The sequence below is a fragment of the Methylobacterium sp. 22177 genome, assembly GCF_052045615.1.
GTDB classification, from domain to species: domain Bacteria; phylum Pseudomonadota; class Alphaproteobacteria; order Rhizobiales; family Beijerinckiaceae; genus Methylobacterium; species Methylobacterium radiotolerans.
Window position 1 is genome coordinate 50735 of the sequence record NZ_JBQEPK010000019.1, and the last position, 18107, is coordinate 68841.

At 74.3% G+C, this 18107-nt stretch carries 20 protein-coding genes; 9 read left to right on the forward strand and 11 right to left on the reverse strand.

Features of this window, described 5'->3' with window-relative positions:
* Positions 1-5: 5 nt before the first annotated feature.
* The gene (locus tag ACTJK8_RS17825; RefSeq protein WP_440762305.1) at positions 6-1268 is read right to left on the reverse strand and encodes a hypothetical protein; all 1263 of its coding nucleotides are present in this window, start codon (positions 1266-1268) and stop codon (positions 6-8) included.
* 204 nt (positions 1269-1472) lie between these two features.
* Positions 1473-2615 (reverse strand): aminotransferase class V-fold PLP-dependent enzyme, encoded by a 1143-nt coding sequence (locus tag ACTJK8_RS17830; protein WP_440762306.1) that lies wholly within the window; start codon positions 2613-2615, stop codon positions 1473-1475.
* A gap of 141 nt (positions 2616-2756) precedes the next feature.
* On the opposite strand from ACTJK8_RS17830, the gene ACTJK8_RS17835 reads away from it, so the two are divergent.
* Both ACTJK8_RS17835 and ACTJK8_RS17840 read left to right on the forward strand, forming a co-directional pair.
* Complete coding sequence (locus tag ACTJK8_RS17835; protein WP_440762307.1) at positions 2757-4007, forward strand: molybdopterin molybdotransferase MoeA; 1251 nt, start codon at positions 2757-2759, stop codon at positions 4005-4007.
* 66 nt (positions 4008-4073) lie between these two features.
* The gene (locus ACTJK8_RS17840; RefSeq protein ID WP_012322242.1) at positions 4074-4946 is read left to right on the forward strand and encodes a 4-(cytidine 5'-diphospho)-2-C-methyl-D-erythritol kinase; all 873 of its coding nucleotides are present in this window, start codon (positions 4074-4076) and stop codon (positions 4944-4946) included.
* Positions 4947-4965: 19 nt separating this feature from the next.
* On the opposite strand, the gene ACTJK8_RS17845 is transcribed toward ACTJK8_RS17840, so the two are convergent.
* Both ACTJK8_RS17845 and ACTJK8_RS17850 read right to left on the reverse strand, forming a co-directional pair.
* Complete coding sequence (locus ACTJK8_RS17845; RefSeq protein WP_029361218.1) at positions 4966-5445, reverse strand: hypothetical protein; 480 nt, start codon at positions 5443-5445, stop codon at positions 4966-4968.
* Positions 5442-7259, reverse strand: a complete 1818-nt coding sequence (locus tag ACTJK8_RS17850) for a chloride channel protein (RefSeq protein WP_076728476.1) — start codon at positions 7257-7259, stop codon at positions 5442-5444. The genes ACTJK8_RS17845 and ACTJK8_RS17850 overlap by 4 nt, the downstream gene beginning before the upstream one ends.
* A 137-nt stretch (positions 7260-7396) precedes the next feature.
* Between ACTJK8_RS17850 and ACTJK8_RS17855 the strand changes: the two genes are divergently transcribed.
* A complete protein-coding gene (locus ACTJK8_RS17855; RefSeq protein ID WP_012322239.1) occupies positions 7397-7825 on the forward strand; it encodes a MarR family winged helix-turn-helix transcriptional regulator in 429 nt (142 codons plus the stop codon).
* A 67-nt stretch (positions 7826-7892) separates the two neighbouring features.
* Here the strand turns inward: ACTJK8_RS17855 and ACTJK8_RS17860 are convergent, their stop codons facing one another.
* Complete coding sequence (locus ACTJK8_RS17860) at positions 7893-8912, reverse strand: polyprenyl synthetase family protein (protein ID WP_043342815.1); 1020 nt, start codon at positions 8910-8912, stop codon at positions 7893-7895.
* Positions 8913-9080: 168 nt separating this feature from the next.
* Between ACTJK8_RS17860 and ACTJK8_RS17865 the strand changes: the two genes are divergently transcribed.
* Together ACTJK8_RS17865 and ACTJK8_RS17870 are read left to right on the forward strand one after the other, a co-directional pair.
* The gene (locus ACTJK8_RS17865; RefSeq protein ID WP_024828142.1) at positions 9081-9305 is read left to right on the forward strand and encodes a putative signal transducing protein; all 225 of its coding nucleotides are present in this window, start codon (positions 9081-9083) and stop codon (positions 9303-9305) included.
* The gene (locus tag ACTJK8_RS17870; protein WP_024828143.1) at positions 9302-10060 is read left to right on the forward strand and encodes a tRNA1(Val) (adenine(37)-N6)-methyltransferase; all 759 of its coding nucleotides are present in this window, start codon (positions 9302-9304) and stop codon (positions 10058-10060) included. The genes ACTJK8_RS17865 and ACTJK8_RS17870 overlap by 4 nt, the downstream gene beginning before the upstream one ends.
* 9 nt (positions 10061-10069) lie before the next feature.
* On the opposite strand, the gene ACTJK8_RS17875 is transcribed toward ACTJK8_RS17870, so the two are convergent.
* Positions 10070-10381, reverse strand: coding sequence for a hypothetical protein (locus ACTJK8_RS17875; protein WP_012322235.1), 312 nt, complete (start codon positions 10379-10381; stop codon positions 10070-10072).
* Positions 10382-10413: 32 nt separating this feature from the next.
* The gene (locus ACTJK8_RS17880) at positions 10414-11088 is read right to left on the reverse strand and encodes a hypothetical protein (RefSeq protein ID WP_012322234.1); all 675 of its coding nucleotides are present in this window, start codon (positions 11086-11088) and stop codon (positions 10414-10416) included.
* A 403-nt stretch (positions 11089-11491) separates the two neighbouring features.
* Between ACTJK8_RS17880 and ACTJK8_RS17885 the strand changes: the two genes are divergently transcribed.
* Genes ACTJK8_RS17885 through ACTJK8_RS17895 form a run of 3 tightly spaced genes read left to right on the forward strand, consistent with a single transcriptional unit; the run spans position 11492 to position 13054 of the window.
* Positions 11492-12289: a heme ABC transporter permease gene (locus ACTJK8_RS17885; protein WP_012322233.1), complete on the forward strand. Its 798-nt coding sequence runs from the start codon at positions 11492-11494 to the stop codon at positions 12287-12289.
* 10 nt (positions 12290-12299) lie between these two features.
* On the forward strand, positions 12300-12443 hold the full coding sequence (gene ccmD / locus ACTJK8_RS17890; RefSeq protein ID WP_012322232.1) for a heme exporter protein CcmD: 144 nt from the start codon (positions 12300-12302) through the stop codon (positions 12441-12443).
* Entirely contained in the window at positions 12440-13054 is a 615-nt protein-coding gene (locus ACTJK8_RS17895) for a DsbE family thiol:disulfide interchange protein (protein ID WP_012322231.1), read from the forward strand. The genes ccmD and ACTJK8_RS17895 overlap by 4 nt, the downstream gene beginning before the upstream one ends.
* A gap of 3 nt (positions 13055-13057) precedes the next feature.
* Here the strand turns inward: ACTJK8_RS17895 and ACTJK8_RS17900 are convergent, their stop codons facing one another.
* Both ACTJK8_RS17900 and ftsY read right to left on the reverse strand, forming a co-directional pair.
* Complete coding sequence (locus ACTJK8_RS17900) at positions 13058-13672, reverse strand: septation protein A (protein ID WP_012322230.1); 615 nt, start codon at positions 13670-13672, stop codon at positions 13058-13060.
* A 131-nt stretch (positions 13673-13803) separates the two neighbouring features.
* The gene (gene ftsY / locus ACTJK8_RS17905) at positions 13804-15204 is read right to left on the reverse strand and encodes a signal recognition particle-docking protein FtsY (RefSeq protein ID WP_012322229.1); all 1401 of its coding nucleotides are present in this window, start codon (positions 15202-15204) and stop codon (positions 13804-13806) included.
* 57 nt (positions 15205-15261) lie between these two features.
* Here ftsY and ACTJK8_RS17910 point away from each other — a divergent pair, with 57 nt between their 5' ends.
* Positions 15262-15936: an RluA family pseudouridine synthase gene (locus ACTJK8_RS17910; protein WP_012322228.1), complete on the forward strand. Its 675-nt coding sequence runs from the start codon at positions 15262-15264 to the stop codon at positions 15934-15936.
* Positions 15937-15946: 10 nt separating this feature from the next.
* Here the strand turns inward: ACTJK8_RS17910 and mtaB are convergent, their stop codons facing one another.
* Together mtaB and dapF are read right to left on the reverse strand one after the other, a co-directional pair.
* Complete coding sequence (gene mtaB / locus ACTJK8_RS17915) at positions 15947-17173, reverse strand: tRNA (N(6)-L-threonylcarbamoyladenosine(37)-C(2))-methylthiotransferase MtaB (protein WP_440762308.1); 1227 nt, start codon at positions 17171-17173, stop codon at positions 15947-15949.
* The gene (gene dapF / locus ACTJK8_RS17920) at positions 17173-18060 is read right to left on the reverse strand and encodes a diaminopimelate epimerase (protein ID WP_024828145.1); all 888 of its coding nucleotides are present in this window, start codon (positions 18058-18060) and stop codon (positions 17173-17175) included. Before dapF ends, mtaB begins: the two co-directional genes overlap by 1 nt.
* Between the last annotated feature and the right edge of the window lie 47 nt (positions 18061-18107).

Below are 18107 nucleotides of genomic sequence, written 5' to 3' on the forward strand. Positions count from 1 at the left end.
GCCGCTCACAGGGCGCCGAGGGGCCGCGCCGGTCCCGGGTGCCGCGCCAGCGTCCGGAAGGCCGAGACCGACCAGACCAGCGTCGCCACTTCGGAGGCCAGCAGGCCGACGAGCGCGGTGGCGGGCGGCAGCAGCAGCAGCGCCGGCACCATCACGGCCATGCCGAGGGCGGCGCTCGCCACCGCCCCCGCCGTGATGGTCCGGAACGCCGCCGAGGCCTCGAGGTAGGCGCGCGGGATCGCGTAGAGCAGCGACACGGTCACCACCGCCCAGACGCCGAGCCCGATCCAGCCCATCGGCTGCGCGGCGAACCGTCCCTTGAACAGGATGTCCTCGACGAGCGGCAGGGTCGCGGCCATGACCGCCCCGTAGGCGAGACAGGCGCTGCCGAGCAGGATCCCGTTGCGGACGACGAGCCGGCGGGCGGCCTCGACCTGCCCGGCCGCGAGCAGCCGGCTGATCTCCGGCAGGATCATGTTCAGCAGCGCGCTCGCGGGGATGCGCAGCGGCGCGTAGAGCACGATCGTGGCGGCGATCGGCGCGTAGGCGGCCGGACCAGCCAGGAGGGCCAGCAGCAGGGTCAGGCCCTGTCCCTGCACGGTCAGGCTGGTGACGCCGGCGAGCGACCACGCCAGCGTCCGCCAGATCGCCCGGTAGCGGGCGCGCGCCCGCGCGTGCAGCGAGAAGCGGATCCGCTCGCGCAGCGCCGCGTAGGCCACGGCGATCGCGGTCGCGTGGGCGAGCGCGATCGCCGTGAAGGCTCGATCGAGAAGGGCCGTGCCCTCTCCGTTCAGCCAGCGCGCGACGAGGAGACCGCCGCAGACCGCGTAGACCAGGTCGCTCAGGCCGGCGATCCGGGGCCGGCCGCGGGCGAGGAGAACGATCCGCAGGTAGCTGCGGAAGGCGTAGAGGCCCACGAAGGCCCCGGCCGCGAGGGCGCCGAGGCCGATCACCGGGATCAGGACGAGGCCGACGGCGGCCGCCATGATGCCGGAGACCAGCACCGCGCCCGAGCCGAACATCACGTCGTAGCCGAGCGCCGCCGGCCGGCCCAGGCTCCGGGCGACGTGGATCGTCGCCGGGACCGCCACCAGGGCGCGGATGTAGGTGATGCCGACCGCCCCGACCGCGAAGACGATGGCGAACAGGCCGTAATCGTGTGCGCCGAGCGCGCGCACCAGCAGGATGTTCAGGAGGAAGTGGAACAGGCTCTGGGTCAGCTCGCCCGACAGGATCACGGCGAACCGCCCCGAGAGGACGGCGCGCATCGGTCCGGGCAGACGGAGGCGGCCGGCGCCCGGGATCCGGAGCCGATCACCGGGACGCGGTATGGAGTCGGTCATGTCGGGGTGGACGGTCTCCGTGTGGGCGCGGGCCGTGCCCGGGCACCTGCGCCGGGGATCGGCCGGCGGCGCAGCATCCTCGTTCCTCCGGCCCGGCGCCCGTGCCGGGGCGTCCGTTTCCGGACCGTCTCAGGTGCTCCCCTGGCAGGCCTCGGACAGTGCGGCAAGGCATCGCGCGAGGTCGTCCCCGTCCGTCCACACGTGCGGGCTGATGCGCAGGGCGCCGGAGCGCTCGCTCACGTAGACCCGGTCCCGCTGCAGGCGATCGACCAGGCCCGTCGGCAGGCCCGCGGGCGGCCGCAGACCGAGGATGTGGGGTGCCCGCAGGGAGGCCGGCGGCGGCGTCAGGCCGAGGCCGGCGACCCCGTCCGCCAAGCGGTCGGTCAGCCCCCGCAGCCGGGCGGCGACCGCCGGCACACCCCACTCGGCGATCTGCTCCAGCCCGGTCACCGCCATGAACAGCGCCACCGGATCGTTCAGCTCGCCCCGGTCGTAGCGGCGCGCGCCGACGGCCGGCGGCCGGTTCCCGACATTCTCCTCGATGGCCGCCCCGTCCTGCCGGTGCGGCGCGGCGTACAGGAAGGCGAGGCCGTAGGGTCCGAGCGCCCATTTGTAGGTCGGGAAGGCCAGAAAGTCGGGGCGCCAGCGGGCGACGTCGACGGGCACGGCGCCCGCAGCCTGCGTGGCGTCGATCACCAGGGCCGCACCGGCATGATGGACCAGGGGGGCGAGCCGATCGAGGTCGATCAGGCTGCCGTCGGTCCAGTGCAACGGGGTCAGGGTGGCGAGGGCGAGCGGCGGGGCGCCCGGCCGGGCGATCGCGGCCGCGACCGCCGCGGTCCAGTCGCCGTCCGGCGGGCGCGGAACCTCCTCCACCACCAGACCCTGCCGCTCGGCGAGCCGGTCGAAGGCGAAGCGCAGGGACGGGAACTCGTCGGCCACGCGGAGCAGGCGCCCGCCCGGCCTCACGGTCAGGTTGCGGGCGGCCACCGCCATGGCGTGGCTGACCGCGCCGACGATCGCGATGTCGTCCGCGGTGGCGCCGATCAATCGCGCCGCCGCCGCGCGCGCTCGCTCGGCCCAGGGCGGGATCGCCGTGCGGGGATGGTCCCAGGGGCGGCTCTTGACCAGGATCCCCGCCTCGCCCGCCGCGCGCACGGCCCGCGGCAGCGGCGACCACGCGGCGGCGTCGAGGTAGCAGACGTCGGCGGGCATCTCGAAGAGGTGGCGCTGGCACGGGAGCGCCGCGGCGACGGATTCGGTGAACGCCATGATGCGCGAGCCTAGAGGATCGGATCCGCCGGGACCACGGCCCAGGCTTGATCGCGCGGCGCCGATGCCGCAAGTCGCCGTGTCCCAGTCCGCGAGGCCGCCCGTGCCGACCCGCTCGCCTCACTCCGATCCGGCAGCGCCATGGGCCGCCTGAGCCCCGACTGCTTCGACGCCGCCACCGCGCCGATGCGGGTCGCCGACGCGGTCGCTCTGATCCGGGCGCGACTCCCGATCCTGTCCGGGACCGAGACAGTCCCGCTCGCGGATGCGGACGGCCGGGTCCTCGCGGACGATGTGATCGCGCCCCTCGATCTGCCTCCCTTCGACAACGCCGCGGTGGACGGCTACGCCCTGCGCGCCGCCGATCTCGCGGCCGGCGGCGAGACGCGCCTGCCCGTCGGCGGACGCGTGCCGGCCGGCCATCCGGCGGGCGATCCCGGTCCGGGCGCGGCCGTGCGCATCTTCACCGGGGCGCCGGTGCCCGCGGGGACCGACACCGTCGTCATGCAGGAGGACGTCCGGATCGACGACGGCAGCGTCATCCTGCCCGAAGGACTCGTGTCGGGCGCCAATCGTCGGCGGGCCGGCGAGGACGTCGCCCGCGGCAGCACGGCGCTCCGCGCCGGGACGCGCCTCGGGCCGCAGCACATCGCACTCGCGGCCGCCTGTGGCCTGGCCGCGCTGCCGCTGCGGACGCCCCTGACGGTCGCGCTCTTCTCGACCGGCGACGAGCTGACACCGCCCGGCCAGTCCCTGCCGCCGGCCGGGATCTTCGACGCCAACCGGCCGATGCTCGCCGCGCTCCTGAGACGCCTCGGCGCCGTCCCCGTCGATCTCGGCATCCTCCGCGACGAGCCCGGACCGCTGCGGGCGCGCATCGCGGAGGCGGCGGCGTCCCACGACCTGATCCTGACCTCGGGAGGCGCCTCGGTGGGCGAGGAGGACCATGTCCGCGCCGCGATCGAGGCTTCGGGGCGACTGACCTTCTGGCGGTTGGCGATCAAGCCCGGCCGCCCGGTCGCGCTCGGAACCGTGGCCGGCACGCCCGTCATCGGGCTGCCGGGCAACCCGGCCGCCGCCTACGTGACCGCCCTGGCGGTGCTCGGTCCCCTGGTGCTCCATCTCTCCGGCGCGCGCGACACGGCGCCCGAGCTGGCGATCCGCAGCGGCTTCGCCCGCGAGAAGCGCCCCGGCCGGCGCGAATACCTGCGCGTCTGCCTCCGGGCCGGCCGGGACGGCCTGCCCGAGGCCGTGCCGGCGCCCGGCGGCGCGCTGTCCAGTCTCGCGGGCAGCGACGGGCTGGCGGAACTCGCCGAGGATCTGACCGCGATCCGCCCGGGCGACGCCCTGCCCTATCGACCGCACGGTGCGGTCGGCGGCGCCGGCAGCTGAGCTGTTGTTCCGGGCCGCGAGCCTGTAGAGCCTCGGGACACATCGCCACGACCCGACCGAGACCCCGTGACCCTGCTCGCCGATCGCGCCCCCGCCAAGGTCAACCTGACGCTCCACGTCCTCGGCCGACGCGTCGGCGACGGCTACCACGTGCTCGAGAGCCTCGTCGCCTTCGCGGGCACCGCCGACCGCCTCACCCTGGATCCCGACGCCCCGCTGGGCCTGACCGTCAGCGGCCCCACCGCCGGCCCCGCCGGCCCGACGGACGACAACCTCGTCCTGCGGGCCGCCCGGGGTCTCGCCGCACGGGTGCCGGGCTTGCGCGCGGGTGCCTTCCATCTGGTGAAGCGCCTGCCGGTCGCGGCGGGGATCGGCGGCGGCTCCTCCGACGCCGCCGCGGCCCTGCGCCTGCTGGCGCGCCTCAACGGGCTGCCCCTCGACCACGCGGCCGTCGGCGCGGTGGCGCGGGAGACCGGCGCCGACGTACCGGTCTGCCTCGACCCGCGGGCCCGGATGATGCGCGGCGCGGGCGAGGAGATCGGGGCGGCCCTCGGGCTCGAACCGCTGCCCGCGGTGCTGATCAATCCCGGCGTGCCGGTGCCCACCGCCCCGGTCTTCAGGGCTCTGGGCCTGAGCGTCGGCCAGGATCTCGCGGGCGCACCGCATCCGACGATCCCGCAGGCCACGGCGACCGACACGCTGCTCCAGGCCCTGGCCGGGGCCCGCAACGATCTGGAAGCGCCGGCCCTGACCGTGGCGCCGGTGATCGGCGACGCGCTGGCAGCCCTCCGCGCCCAGGGCTGCCGCCTCGCGCGGATGTCGGGCTCCGGCGCGACCGTGTTCGCGCTGTTCGCCGACCGGCGCGCGGCCGTCCGGGCCGCTGCCGCCCTGCGCGCCGCCCATCCGGGATGGTGGGTGGCGCCGACCTTCCTGCGCTGACCCGGCCCGCGGGCGGCGCTCAGCCGGGCGCGGCCTCGTAGACCGTCACGACGCCGCCCGCCTCCGGCACCATCACGCGCCAGCGGCTCGACCGCGGCAGGTCGCCGGGATCGATCGCGGTGGCCCGGCCGCTCCCGACAGAGAAGGTCGCGAGCCGGCCGTCCCCGTCGTGTCCGCGCAGATACGCGCGGCCGTCGCCGAGGTGGAGCGCGGCCGGAGCGGCGGTGAGGCCGAAGGCGATGTCCGCGAGGGCGCCGCTCGGCGCCAGGACGGCGCCCCGCAGCGCCAGCACGTCGGCCCCGGGGGCGATCTCGGACTCGACCCGCAGGTGGCCGTCGACGGCGTGACGGCGGTTCAGCAGCAGGGCTTGCCGGCGTCCCTCACGCAGGACGACGAGGGCGAGATCCGGCCCGTCCCGGCCGGCGATCAGGTAGAAGCTGCCCGGCGCGAGCCGATCGAGGCGGGTGGTCCGGCCGGGACGGTGCGGGTCCAGGGTCATGCTTCCATCCGTGCGCGCCTTTCACCCCGCCCCTTCCGGTAGAACGCGCGGCGCTCGGCTTCGGCCCGCACCACCGTGGCGCGCACCTGGAGCAGGTCCTTGCGGGTCAGGAGCCCGACGAGGCCGCCGGTGCGCGGATCGGTGACCGGCAGGCGCCCCTGCCCGGCCGACAGCATGACGTCGAGGGCGTGCGAGACCACGTCGCCCGGATGGACGACGGCGAGATCGGCGTCCGAGACGCGCTCGCCGAGGGTGCCCTCCTCGGCCGCGCCGTCGCGCTCCTCCAGGGTCCAGCGGAGGGCGTCGTTGCGCGAGACGAGGCCGACGGGCCGGCCCGCGCCGTCGACCACCGGGTAGGCGTGGTGGGCGCCGGTCTCGATGGCCGCGAGGGCCTCGGCCAGGGGCAGGTCCGCGTCCAGGGTCTCGACCGTGCGGGTCATCACCGCCTCGACCCGGGCGAGATCGTAGGGATCGATCCCGTATTCCCGGGTCACGTGCTGCCCGCGCCGGGCGATCTTCTCGGTCAGGATCGAGCGCTTGAGGAGGAGCACGGTCACCGCGTAGGCCGCCACGGTGGCGGCGAGCAGCGGCGCCAGGGCGGCGACGTCGCCGGTCACCTCGACGGCGAAGACGACGCCGGTCAGCGGCGCCGGCAGGGTGCCGCCGAGCATCGCCGCCATGCCGATGAGCGCCCAGAAACCGTGGGCGCCGGGCAGGAGGAGGCCGATCAGCCAGCCGACGGCGCCGCCGAGGATCAGCAGCGGCGCGAGCACGCCTCCGGACGTGCCCGACGACAGGGCGGCGAGCCAGATCGCCGCCTTGACCACGAGGATCAGCACGACGGCGCTCGCCAGCATGTGGCCGGAGAGCAGGTCGTGGATGACGTCGTAGCCGACGCCGAGCGCCCGGGGCTCCACGAGGCCGCCCAGCCCGACCACGACGGCGCCGAGGGCGGGCCACCACATCCAGTGCAGGGGAAGCCGCCCGAAGCCGTCCTCCAGCGCGTAGAGGGCCCGGGTCAGCCCCCCCGAGATGAGGCCGCAGGCTATGCCGAGCAGCGCGCAGGCGGGCAGCCCCCACCAGGGCAGGACCGGATTGTCGGCGAAGGGAAAGAGCGGGCCGGCGCCGAACAGGGCCGGCCGCCAGCAGGCCGCGGTGACAGCCCCGACGGTCACCGGTACGAGGCTCCGCGGCCGCCACTCGAACAGCAGAACCTCGACGGCGAGCAGCACGGCCGCCACGGGCGTCCCGAAGATGGCGGTCATGCCCGCCGCCGCGCCCGCCACCAGCAGCGTCTTCCGCTCGGCGGCGCTGAGATGGAAGAACTGGGCGAAGAGCGAGCCGACCGCGCCGCCCGTCACGATGATCGGTCCCTCGGCGCCGAACGGTCCGCCGGTGCCGATCGCCACCGCCGAGGAGAGCGGCTTGAGCACGGCGACCCTGGGCGACATCCGGCTGCCGCCGACCAGGATCGCCTCCATCGCCTCCGGGATCCCGTGGCCGCGGATCTTCTCCGAGCCGTAGCGCGCCATGGCGCCGACGATCAGCGCCCCGATCACCGGGATCGCCACCATCGAGGGCCCCGGCGCCGCGCCGGCCAGGGAGGTCAGGGCGGTGTCGAGCCGGCCGTACCACACGAGATTGGTGACGAGGCCGATCAGCGTGAGCAGGATCCAGGCGGTGCCGCTGGCGGCGGTCCCGGTGACGATCGCCATGCCGGCCAGCGTCAGGACCCGCCGGTCCGCGCTGAAATCCCCCAGCGCCCGGCGCAACGGGCTGCCCTCCCCGCTGCCGCTCCCAGTCCCGCCGATCATCGGGGCCTCCTGCCTTCGCGGCGGCTTTTATGTCGTAATCCGATATATCTTGCAACGGCGCGGCCATTGCGAGCCGGGACCAGCCCGTCGATACGGGGCACCGTCGGCGGCTCGAGGGACACACCACGGAGGCGATCATGGAGGCCGATGCCCCGGGACCGGAGGCGCTGTCGCGGGAGCAGTACGCGGCGCTCGCGGATTTCCGCTTCCGTCTCCGCCGCTTCCTGGCGTTCAGCGAGGCGGCGGCGGCCCGGGCGGGCCTGCCGCCGCAGCAGCATCAGGCCCTGCTGACGCTGGCGGGCCATGCCGGGCGCGCGCCGGCGACGGTCGGCCTGCTGGCCGAGCAGCTGCTGATCGCTCCGCACAGCGCGGCCGAGCTGGTGTCCCGCATGGTGGAGGCCGGCCTGCTGACCAAGACGCGGGCCGTCGAGGACAGGCGGCGGAGCGAGCTGTCCCTCACGCCGCGCGCCGAGGCCCTGCTGCGCACCCTGACGGACGCGCATCTCGCGGAGCTGCGCGACCTCGCCCCCGCCCTCGCCGAAGCCCTCGGGCCCGTGACGCGTTGAGGCCGACGCGGGTCGTCGGGCCGGCGCGGATCGGTGGCTGTCGACGCGGGAGCCCCGAGTTCCCGCCTCAGCGCGCCCGCGCCACGCAGAACTCAACGGCCCCGATCAGCGCCGCCTTGACGGGCCCGTCCGGGAAGATGTCGAGGGCGGCCCGGGCCTCGGCGCCGTAATGGTGGGCGCGGGCCACGGTCTCCTCCAGGGCGCCGTGGCGCTGCAGGAGGTCGAGGGCGGTCTCCAGGTCGGTCTCGCCGATCTCGCCCTGCTGCAGGGTGCGCCGCCAGAAGCCGCGCTCGCCCTCGCTGGCCCGGCGATAGGCCAGCACGATCGGCAGGGTGATCTTGCCCTCGCGGAAATCGTCGCCGACGTTCTTGCCGAGCTCGGCCGAGGTGCCGCCGTAATCGAGCACGTCGTCGATCAGCTGGAAGGCGATGCCGAGATTCATCCCGTAGGATCGGGCCGCCGCCTGCTCGGCCTCGGGTCGCCCGGCGAGCACCGGCCCGACCTCGCAGGCGGCGGCGAACAGCTCGGCGGTCTTGCCGCGGATCACCGCCAGATAGGCGGCCTCGTCGGTCTCCAGGTTCTTGGCGTTGGTGAGCTGCATCACCTCGCCCTCGGCGATCACCGTGGCGGCGGCCGAGAGGATGTCGAGCGCCCGCAGCGAGCCGACCTCGACCATCATCCGGAAGGCTTGGCCGAGCAGGAAGTCGCCGACCAGCACGGAGGCCTCGTTACCCCACTTGATCCGGGCGGCGACGCGGCCGCGGCGCATGTCGCTCTCGTCGACCACGTCGTCGTGGAGGAGCGTGGCGGTGTGCATGAACTCGACGCTGGCGGCGAGCTTGACGTCGCCGTCGGTGGCGCCCGCGTAGCCGCAGAGCCGGGCGCAGGCCAGCGTCAGGATCGGCCGCAGGCGCTTGCCGCCGGAGGCGATCAGGTGGTTGGCGACCTCGGGGATCATCGCCACGTCCGATCCCGTCCGCGACAGGATCGTGGTGTTGACCCGCGCCATGCCGTCGGCCACCAGCGCGACGAGGTCGTTGAGCCCCGCCTCCGCCTCGGGCTTCGGATTCTCGATGGAGAGGGCCATACCCAAGATCCGTGACCTCCAGACCGGTCGCCCCTCAGGGGGCGGGCGATCCCTTCGCACGCGCCCCGCGGCGCCGCAACATCGTCGCCGGCCGGATATGGGGTGTCGCCAGCGCGGATCTCACGCGACGAAACCGCCGATCCCCGCCCGTTCCGGAGCCGAGCCGCGATGATCGAGCTGATCCGCGCCAACGACGTCGTGCTGATCGGGTTCGCCCGGTCGATCCTCGAGGCGGCCGAGATCCCGGTCCTCGTGGCCGACAGCCACATGAGCCTGATGGAGGGGTCGATCGGCGTCTTCGGCCAGCGCCTCCTGGTGCCGCGCGACCACGAGGCCCAGGCCCGCCGCCTGCTGACGGATGCCGGCATCGCCCACGAGTTGCGCCAACCGTGACGGCCGAGGCCGACAGCGGCGCCGATCCCTTCCTCGGCGGGCTCCTGCGCCTGCACCAGCCGCCGCGGGGGGCGCACCGCGCCGGGACCGACGCGGTGCTGCTCGCCCGGCTGCTCGCGCCGCGGGCCGGGGACCGGCTCTGCGATGTCGGCGCCGGGACCGGCGCCGTCGGCCTCGCCTGCGCGGCCCTGGCGCCCGGCCTCCGGCCGACCCTGGTCGAGCGCGACCCGGCGCTCGCCGGGCAGGCCCGCGCCAACGCGACCCTCAACGGCATCGACGCGCGGGTCCTAGTCGCCGACGTGCTCGCGTCCGCGGCGGAACGCCGCGCCGCCGGTCTGCTGCCGGACAGTTTCGACGTCGTGCTCACCAACCCGCCGTTCTTCGCGGCCGGCGCTCACCGCGCCTCGCCGCACCCGGGCCGCGCCGCCGCCCACACCTTCGCGGGCGGCGATCTCGACAGCTGGATCCGCGCCTGCACGGCGGTCCTGCGGGCGGGCGGGCGTCTCGGGCTCATCCACCGGGCGGACGCCCTCCCGGCCTGCCTCGACGCCCTCAGGGGCCGCTACGGCGGGCTGGCGATCCGCCCCGTCCATCCCCGCGGCGACGCGCCGGCGATCCGCGTCCTGATCGCGGCGACCCGCGGGAGCCGAGCCGCCCCGACCCTGCTGCCGCCCCTCGTGCTGCACGGCCCCGACGGCAGGTTCACGGACGAGGCCGAGGCGCTCCATCGCGGCGCGCCCTGGCCGACGCCCTGAGAGCGCGCCTCACGCCGCGAGGGCGACGGGCTCGGCGTCGCGGATGCCGAGGAACCGCTCGACTTCCGGAAGATCCGGGAAGGCGAGGAATTCCGGGCGCAGCGGCTCGGGCAGACCCTCGAAGTTGAGACCCGGGAACGTGTCGGGATGCGGGTAGAGCTGCCAGGCCGCACCGGGCTCGACCGGCGGGAACAGGATCGCGACCTTCTCGGCGCCGAGGCGGACGATCCGCGTCGGGCTGTAGGACAGCGTCTCGATGCTCCAGCCGTGGCAGGACTCCCGGCGGGCCTTCATGGTGCGGCGGCTCGTCGCGCGATGCATGGCGGTCTCCTTCGGTGGGGGTGGAAGCAGGATCAGGCGGCGCTGCGGCGTCCGGCGCGCTTCGGCCAGCCGAGCGCCACGAGGCGGGCCTTGGCGTAGTCGCGCACCTCGTCGCGGGTGCCGGGCGGCATCGTCGCCAGGACGGCCTGCGTGGCGCCGTCCAGCATCAGGTCGGTGACCGCGTTGATCGTCTCGGCCGCGTCGATGCGGCGCTTGAGGTCGCCCTCGGCCTCGGTGACCTCGTCGAAGGCGGGTGCCTCCTCGAAATCCTCGTCGACGGCCCGGACCGGGACCTGGTGGGCGCGGAACTCGTCGGCCTCCTCCTCCGAGTAGACGAGGCCGTGCAGCTCGATGAGCTTGAGGATGACGCGGTCCTTCCCGCGCTTCTCGGCCATGGCGTAGACGTAGGCCGCCTGCTTGCCCGAGACGCGGTAGTTCACGTTGACTAGGGCCTCGCCCATGGACCACTCGACCCGCTCGGTGCCGGGCTTCGCGCCGGGCAGCCGGCCGGTCACCAGGATCACGGCCTCGTCGCGCTCGGCCCGGATGACGGTCGGCGGCTCGAACACGATGCCGGCCTGGGCGGCGATGCGCTCCAGGGTCTTGTGGTAGATGACGGCGGTCCCCTGGACGCGCCAGACGTTGCCCCCGAAGGGCTCGCCGTAGCGGACGAGGATGTCGGCGATCTGCTTGTCGGCGGTTCGCATGGGGCGCTCGGTCCGTCAGGGTGAGGTCGCGTCGTCCACAGCTTTTATCGGGGACGCTCTTTCGTTCTCTTTTTGTTCACATCTATATGCGCAATCCGCCCGCGATGCGCAAGGCTCGGACGCGAAAAGCTGCGGCCGCGGACGTGCGTCATCGTCGGACATGTGCGGGCGTGGCGCGGGTCCCAACCCCTGCGGGAGAGCGGGCGCGTCGCGGATGTCTCAGGAAGACGGCTGGTCGTCGGCGCAGTCGTACAGCAGCTTCTCGGATCCGAAGGCCCGACGGGTTGCGGCCCGGCGCACGATGCCATTCCGGCGACCCCGCCGCCTGCGCCGCCGACCCGCATTGTTGCTGCACCGCACCCTAGGCTAGACCGCTTCCACGATGTCCGAGACAGCTGCCGCGATGACGCCTTCCCTCTGGACCCGCCTGTCGAACCCCAGCCACTTCATGCGGTGGTCGGGGGCGCTGGTGCCGTGGCTGACGGTCCTGTCCCTCGGCGTCCTGACGCTGGGCCTGTACCAGACCTTCTTCGTGGTGCCGCCCGACTACCAGCAGGGCGAGACCGTGCGGATCATGTACATCCACGTGCCGGCGGCGTGGCTCGGCGTGTTCTTCTACGGCGCGATGAGCGTGTCGGCGATCGGCACCCTGGTGTGGCGCCACCCGCTCGCCGACGTCGCTCAGCGGGCGGCCGCGCCGATCGGGGCCGCCTTCACGCTGATCTGCCTCGTGACCGGCTCGCTGTGGGGCAAGCCCATGTGGGGCACCTACTGGGTCTGGGACGCGCGCCTGACCTCCATGCTGATCCTGCTGCTGATCTACTGCGGCATCATCGCCCTGTGGCGGACCCTGGAGGATCCGAACCGCGCGGCGCGCGCCGTGGCGATCCTGACGCTCGTCGGCGCCGTGAACCTGCCGATCATCAAGTTCTCGGTGAACTGGTGGTCGACCCTGCACCAGCCGGCCTCGATCCTGCGCATGGGCGGCTCGACCATCGACCCCTCGATGCTCCACCCGCTGCTGGTCATGATCGGCGCCGCGACCCTCGGCGGCATGACGCTGCACCTCTACGCGATGCGCACCGAGATCATGCGCCGCCGGGTGCGGACGCTGACGATCCGCGAGGCCGAGCGCCTCGACCGCGCCCAGCCGCGCCTCACCCCGACACCGGCCGCGATGCCGGTCGGGCAGCCGGTCTAGGAGGACCGCGATGGATCTCGGGTCTCACGGCGGCTTCATCCTGGCCGCCTACGCCTTCACGGCCTTGGTGATGGTCGCCCTGGTGGGCAACGCCCTGCGCGACCGCCGCGCGCAGCGCCGCGCCCTCAAGGGGTTCGGCGAGGACCGGCGATGACCGCCCCCCTCGACGACACCGCCGGCCGGACGCCACCGGTCCGCCGCTCGCTGCTGCTGATCCTGCCGGCGCTCGTCTTCGCGGCGCTCGCCGCCGTGCTGTTCCTGCGCCTGCGCTCCGGCGCCGACCCGGCCGCCCTGCCCTCCGCGATGATCGGCAAGCCGGTGCCGCGCTTCGACCTGCCCGCCGTGCCGGGACTGACCGCCAACGGCGCGCCCGTACCCGGGCTGTCGAGCGCGGACCTCAAGGGCCAGATCACGGTGCTCAACGTCTTCGCCTCGTGGTGCGCGCCCTGCCAGGTGGAGCACCCGATGCTGATGCGGCTGGCGAAGGAACCCGGCATCCGACTCGTCGGCATCGACTACAAGGAGCCGACGCCCGAGGCCGGCCAGCGCTTCCTGACCCGGCACGGCGTTCCGTTCAGCGCGGTGGGCGCCGATGCCGGCGGCCGCGCGGCGATCGATTTCGGCGTCTACGGCGTGCCCGAGACCTTCATCATCGGGCCCGACGGCGTGATCCGCGACAAGCTGGTCGGCATCCTCACGCCGGAGAACTTCGCGAGCGTGCTCGCGCGGATCCGCGCCGCCGGGAAGGTGGCGGCCGCGCAGTAGGCGTCAGGCCTCCGGCTGCGCCTTCTTGCGCTCGTAGCGGGTGAGCAGCGGCGTCTGCGCGAGGGCGAACAGCACGGTGATCGGCATGATGCCGAACACCTTGAAGTTGACCCAGAAATCCTCGGTCTGGGTCCGCCAGACGAGCTCGTTGAGCGCGGCCAACACGAAGAAGAACACGCCCCAGCGGAAGGTGAGCTTGCGCCAGCCCTCCTCGGTGAGGCTGAACATCGAGTCGAGCACCACCGACAGCAGCGAGCGCCCGAAGACGAGGCCGCCGAGCAGCACGGTGCCGAACAGGGCGTTCACGATGGTCGGCTTGACCATGATGAAGGTCTTGTCCTGCAGCGCCAGGGTCAGGCCGCCGAACACCACCACCACCACGCCGGACACGAGTGGCATGATCGGCAGGCGCCGCACCATCACGTAGTGGATCGCCAGTGCCACCACGGTCGCCGCGATGAACACGCCCGTGGCCACGAACAGCTTCTGGTCCGGAGCGACGCCGAACTTCTCGGAATAGGCGTTGCCGAGGAAGAACAGCACCAGCGGCCCGAGTTCCAGCGCCAGCTTCACGAGCGGCGGCAGGTGGCGGTGCGGGGGGACGGATTCGATCTGCATACGCTCGGTTGGCTCGGCTGCGGCGCCCACGGTCGGCCGGGGGCGTCGGACGGGATTCGCCGGGGTGTGTGGAACGCGGAGCGCGCGATGTCCATGACATCGCGCACCCAGGAGCGGCGGCCGCCCGCGTGCTAGTCCTTCTCCAGTCCGGCGATCGCCCGGGCGAAGTCGCGGGCCGCGAAGGGCTCCAGGTCCTCCACGCCCTCGCCGACGCCGATGAAGTGCACCGGCAGGCCGAACTTCGCCGCCAGCGCCACCAGGATGCCGCCCCGGGCGGTGCCGTCGAGCTTGGTCATCACCAGCCCCGAGACCGGCGCCGCCTGCGAGAACAGCTCCACCTGGCTGAGCGCGTTCTGGCCGACCGTGGCGTCGAGGACGAGGAGCGTCGCGTGCGGCGCATCCGGATCCTGCTTGCGCAGCACGCGGACGATCTTCTCCAGCTCCGCCATCAGGCCGGCCTTGTTCTGGAGCCGGCCGGCGGTGTCGATCAGCAGCACGTCGGTGCCGGCGGCGCCCGCCTGCTTCAGGGCGTCGAAGGCGAGGCCCGCCGCGTCCGCGCCCTGCGCGCCGCTCACCACCGGCGTGCCGGTGCGCGCCCCCCAGACCTTGAGCTGGTCGATTGCCGCCGCGCGGAAGGTGTCGCCGGCCGCGAGCATCACGGTGCGCCCCTCCGCCCGCAGCTTCGAGGCGAGCTTGCCGAGCGTCGTGGTCTTGCCGGCGCCGTTCACGCCGACCGTCAGGATCACGAAGGGCTTCCGGGCGGCGTCGATCGTCAGCGGCACCGCCACCGGCTCCAGCGCCCGCTCCACCTCCGCGGCCAGGATCGCCCGGACCTCGTCGGGCGAGATGCCCTTCTCGTAGCGGCCCTTGCCGACGGCCTCCGAGACCCGCATCGCGGTCTCCAGGCCGAAATCGGCCTGGATCAGCGCGTCCTCCAGGTCCTCCAGGGTCGTGGCGTCGAGCTTGCGCTTGGTGAACAGGCCGGTGACGCGGTCGGAGAGGGCCGACGAGGTCCGCTTCATCCCCGAGGTGAGGCGGCTCCACCAGCCCTTGGCCTCCGGCTCGCGCTCCGGCCCGGCGCCGGCGTCGTGGGCGAGGGCCGCGGCGCTGTCGACAGGCTGGATGTCGGGCTGGACGTCGGGTTGAATCCCGGGCTGCATCGCGGCGGCCGGCTCGACCACCGGCGCCCGGTTCACGTCGCCGGTGTCGACCGGGTCGGCGCCGTGCGCGGGGTCGTCGCCGGCGGTGCCGGCCGGCGGGCGCTCCGCGTCGCCCTCCACGGGCAGCAGGTCCGCGCCCTCGACCGCGTCCGGGACCGGCTCCCCGGACTCCTCCGGCGGCAGCGGGACGTGCGCGACATCCTCGGCGGCGGTGGCGAAGTCCGGCTCCCCCTCGGAGGGCGAGGCCGCCCCGGCCGGCAGGTCGGCCTCGGGCTTGTCCTCGGGCCGGTCCTCGCCCCTGTCCTCGGGCGCGGGCTGGCCTTTGCGCCCGAACAGGCGTCCGAACCAGCCGGGCTTCTCCTCGCTCGCCATGAAATCGCGTCCTCGCCCCACCTTGCCCCGCCGACACCGACCCTCTAGCCGATCCGGATGTCCAACGCCTTCGACATAGGCGCGCGCCTCCTCTACCGCGATGCCCTGCTCCTCGTCATCGACAAGCCGGCGGGTTTGCCGGTCCATCCGGGCCCGCGGGGCGGCGAGACGCTCACCGACCACCTCGACGCCCTCCGGTTCGGCCTGCCCCGCCGCCCCGAGGCCGCGCACCGGCTCGACCGCGACACGTCCGGCTGCCTCGCGCTGGGCCGCCACGCCAAGGCGCTGGCGCGGCTCGGGAAGCTGTTCTCCGGCAGCGCCGTCGAGAAGACCTACTGGGCGATCGTGGCGGGCGGGCCCGCCGGGGAGGAAGGCAGCATCGACCTGCCGCTGGCCCGCCGCTCGGACGATCCGCGCTCGTGGTGGATGAAGGCCGACCCGGCGGGCGACCCGTCGCTGACGCACTGGCGGGTGCTCGGCCGCGCCGGGGGGCGGACTTGGCTGGAATTGAAGCCGGTCACCGGCCGGACCCACCAGCTCCGGGTCCACTGCGCCGCCTCCGGCTGGCCGATCCTGGGCGACGCGGTCTACGGCGGGGCGCCCCGCGGGAGCGCGCTGCACCTCCACGCCCGGGCGCTGTCGATCCCGCTCTACCCGAAGCGCGACGCCATCGCCGTCACGGCGCCGCCGCCCCCGCACATCGCCGAGGCCGTGGCGGCGATGCCGGCGTGAGCCGCGGGCGCTAGGCGCCGATGAGCCGCGCGCCGTCGTGCCCGGCGACGGCGACGTCGTGGAACGTCCCCGCTTCGGGGACGCCCGGAAGCCGAACCGCGGTGAAATCCGCGCTCCGCCCGACGCCGCCGCGCTCCGCCAGCACGGTGAGGCGGCGGCCGACCTGGGCGTCGAGATGCCGGCGCAGCGCGTCGGCGCCGGCCGCCCGCAGCCGCGCCGCCCGCGCGCGGATCGCCTCGGGGGCAACCGGCGGCATGCGCGCGGCCGGTGTCCCGGGGCGCGGCGAGTACGGGAAGACGTGCAGGTGCGTCAGGCCGCACGCCGCCACGAGGTCGAGGGAGCGGTCGAACTGCGCCTCGGTCTCGGTCGGGAAGCCGGCGATCAGGTCGGCGCCGAACACCGTGTCGGGCCGCAGCCGCCGCACGGTCTCGCAGAAGCGGATCGCGTCGACGCGCAGGTGCCGGCGCCTCATGCGCTTGAGGATCAGGTCGTCGCCGGCCTGCAGCGACAGGTGCAGGTGCGGCATGAGCCGCTCCTCCTCGGCGATCGCCGCGAGCAGCGCGTCGTCGGCCTCGACGGAATCGATGGAGGACAGGCGCAGGCGCGCGAGGTCGGGCACCGCCCGGAGGATCGCGCGCGCGAGGCCGCCGAGGGACGGGGCCGTGCCGGGGAGGTCGCGACCGTAGGCGGTGAGGTCGACGCCGGTCAGCACCACCTCGCGCCCGCCCCGCGCCACGATCGTCTCGACCTGCGCGATCACGTCCGCCTCCGGCACCGAGCGGGAGACGCCCCGCCCGAACGGGATCACGCAGAAGGTGCAGCGGTGGTCGCAGCCGTTCTGCACGGGCACGAAGGCGCGGGTGTGCCCGGCGACCGCCTCGACCCGCGTCGGCTCGGCCGCCCGCGCCGCCATGACGGCGCCCGGGCCGGTCGCGGCCGCCGACCAGCCCTCCGGCCGCAGCTTCTCGGCGTTGCCGACGAGGCGCGCGACCTCCGGCATGGCCGCGTAGGCCTCCGTCTCGACCTCGGCGCCGCAGCCGGTGACGACGATCTCGGCGCCGAGCCGCTCCCGGGCGAGGCGCCGGATCGCCTTGCGGGCCTGCCGCCCGGCCTCGGCGGTCACCGCGCAGGTGTTCACCACCACCCGGTCGCGCCCGTCCGCCGCCGCGTGGACCCGCAGGGCCTCGGACTCGACGGTGTTGAGGCGGCAGCCGAAGGTGAGGGTCTCGACCGCCATCAGGCCGCGCTGTCGAACAGCTCCGGCGCCAGGGTCCCCTCGGCGACGAGCGCGACCGGGCCGGTCATCAGGACGTGGTCGTCGGCCCGCCACTCGACGAACAGCTCGCCGCCCGGCAGCGCGACGCTGGCCTGCCGGCCGATCATCCGCAGGCGCGAGGCGGCCACCACGGTGGCGCAGGCGGCCGTGCCGCAGGCGAGCGTCAGCCCGGCCCCCCGCTCCCAGACGCGGAGCTTGATCGTCTCGCGGCCCGTCACCTGCGCCACCGAGATGTTGGCGCGCTCCGGGAACAGCGGGTGGTTCTCCAGCATCGGGCCGATCCGGGCGAGGTCGAAGCTGTCCGGATCCTGCTCCACGAAGAACACCGCGTGCGGGTTGCCCATGTTCACGGCGCCCGGCGAGTGCAGGATCGGATCGTCGATCGGGCCGATCTGCAGCTCGATCCGCCGGGTGTCGGGGAACGGCTCGGACAGGGGGATCTCGTCCCAGGCGAGCCGCGGCCGGCCCATATCCACCGTGAAGGCCCGCTCCGACACGCGGCGCACCCCGAGCAGGCCCGCCCGGGTCTCCAGGACGAGCCGGCCGCCCTCGGCCGGCCGGGCCATGGCCGGGTCGTCGAGCATCGCGTAGGCGACGCAGCGCGTGCCGTTGCCGCAGGCGCCCGATTCCGAGCCGTCGGTGTTGTAGATGCGCATGAACGCGTCCGTGCCCGGGCTCACGGGATCGTGCAGGACCATCAGCTGATCGAAGGTCGAGCCGGGATCCTGCGCGATCGCCCGCGCCTCCTCGGGCCGCACCTTCGCGGCGGAGCCGCGCAGATCCAGCACCACGATCGCGTTGCCGGCGCCGTGCATCTTCAGGAAGCGTCTGTGGGCGAGTGCGCTCATGCGGTCCCGCGGTTGGAGGAAGGTGCGGGCTATATCGCAAAAGCCGC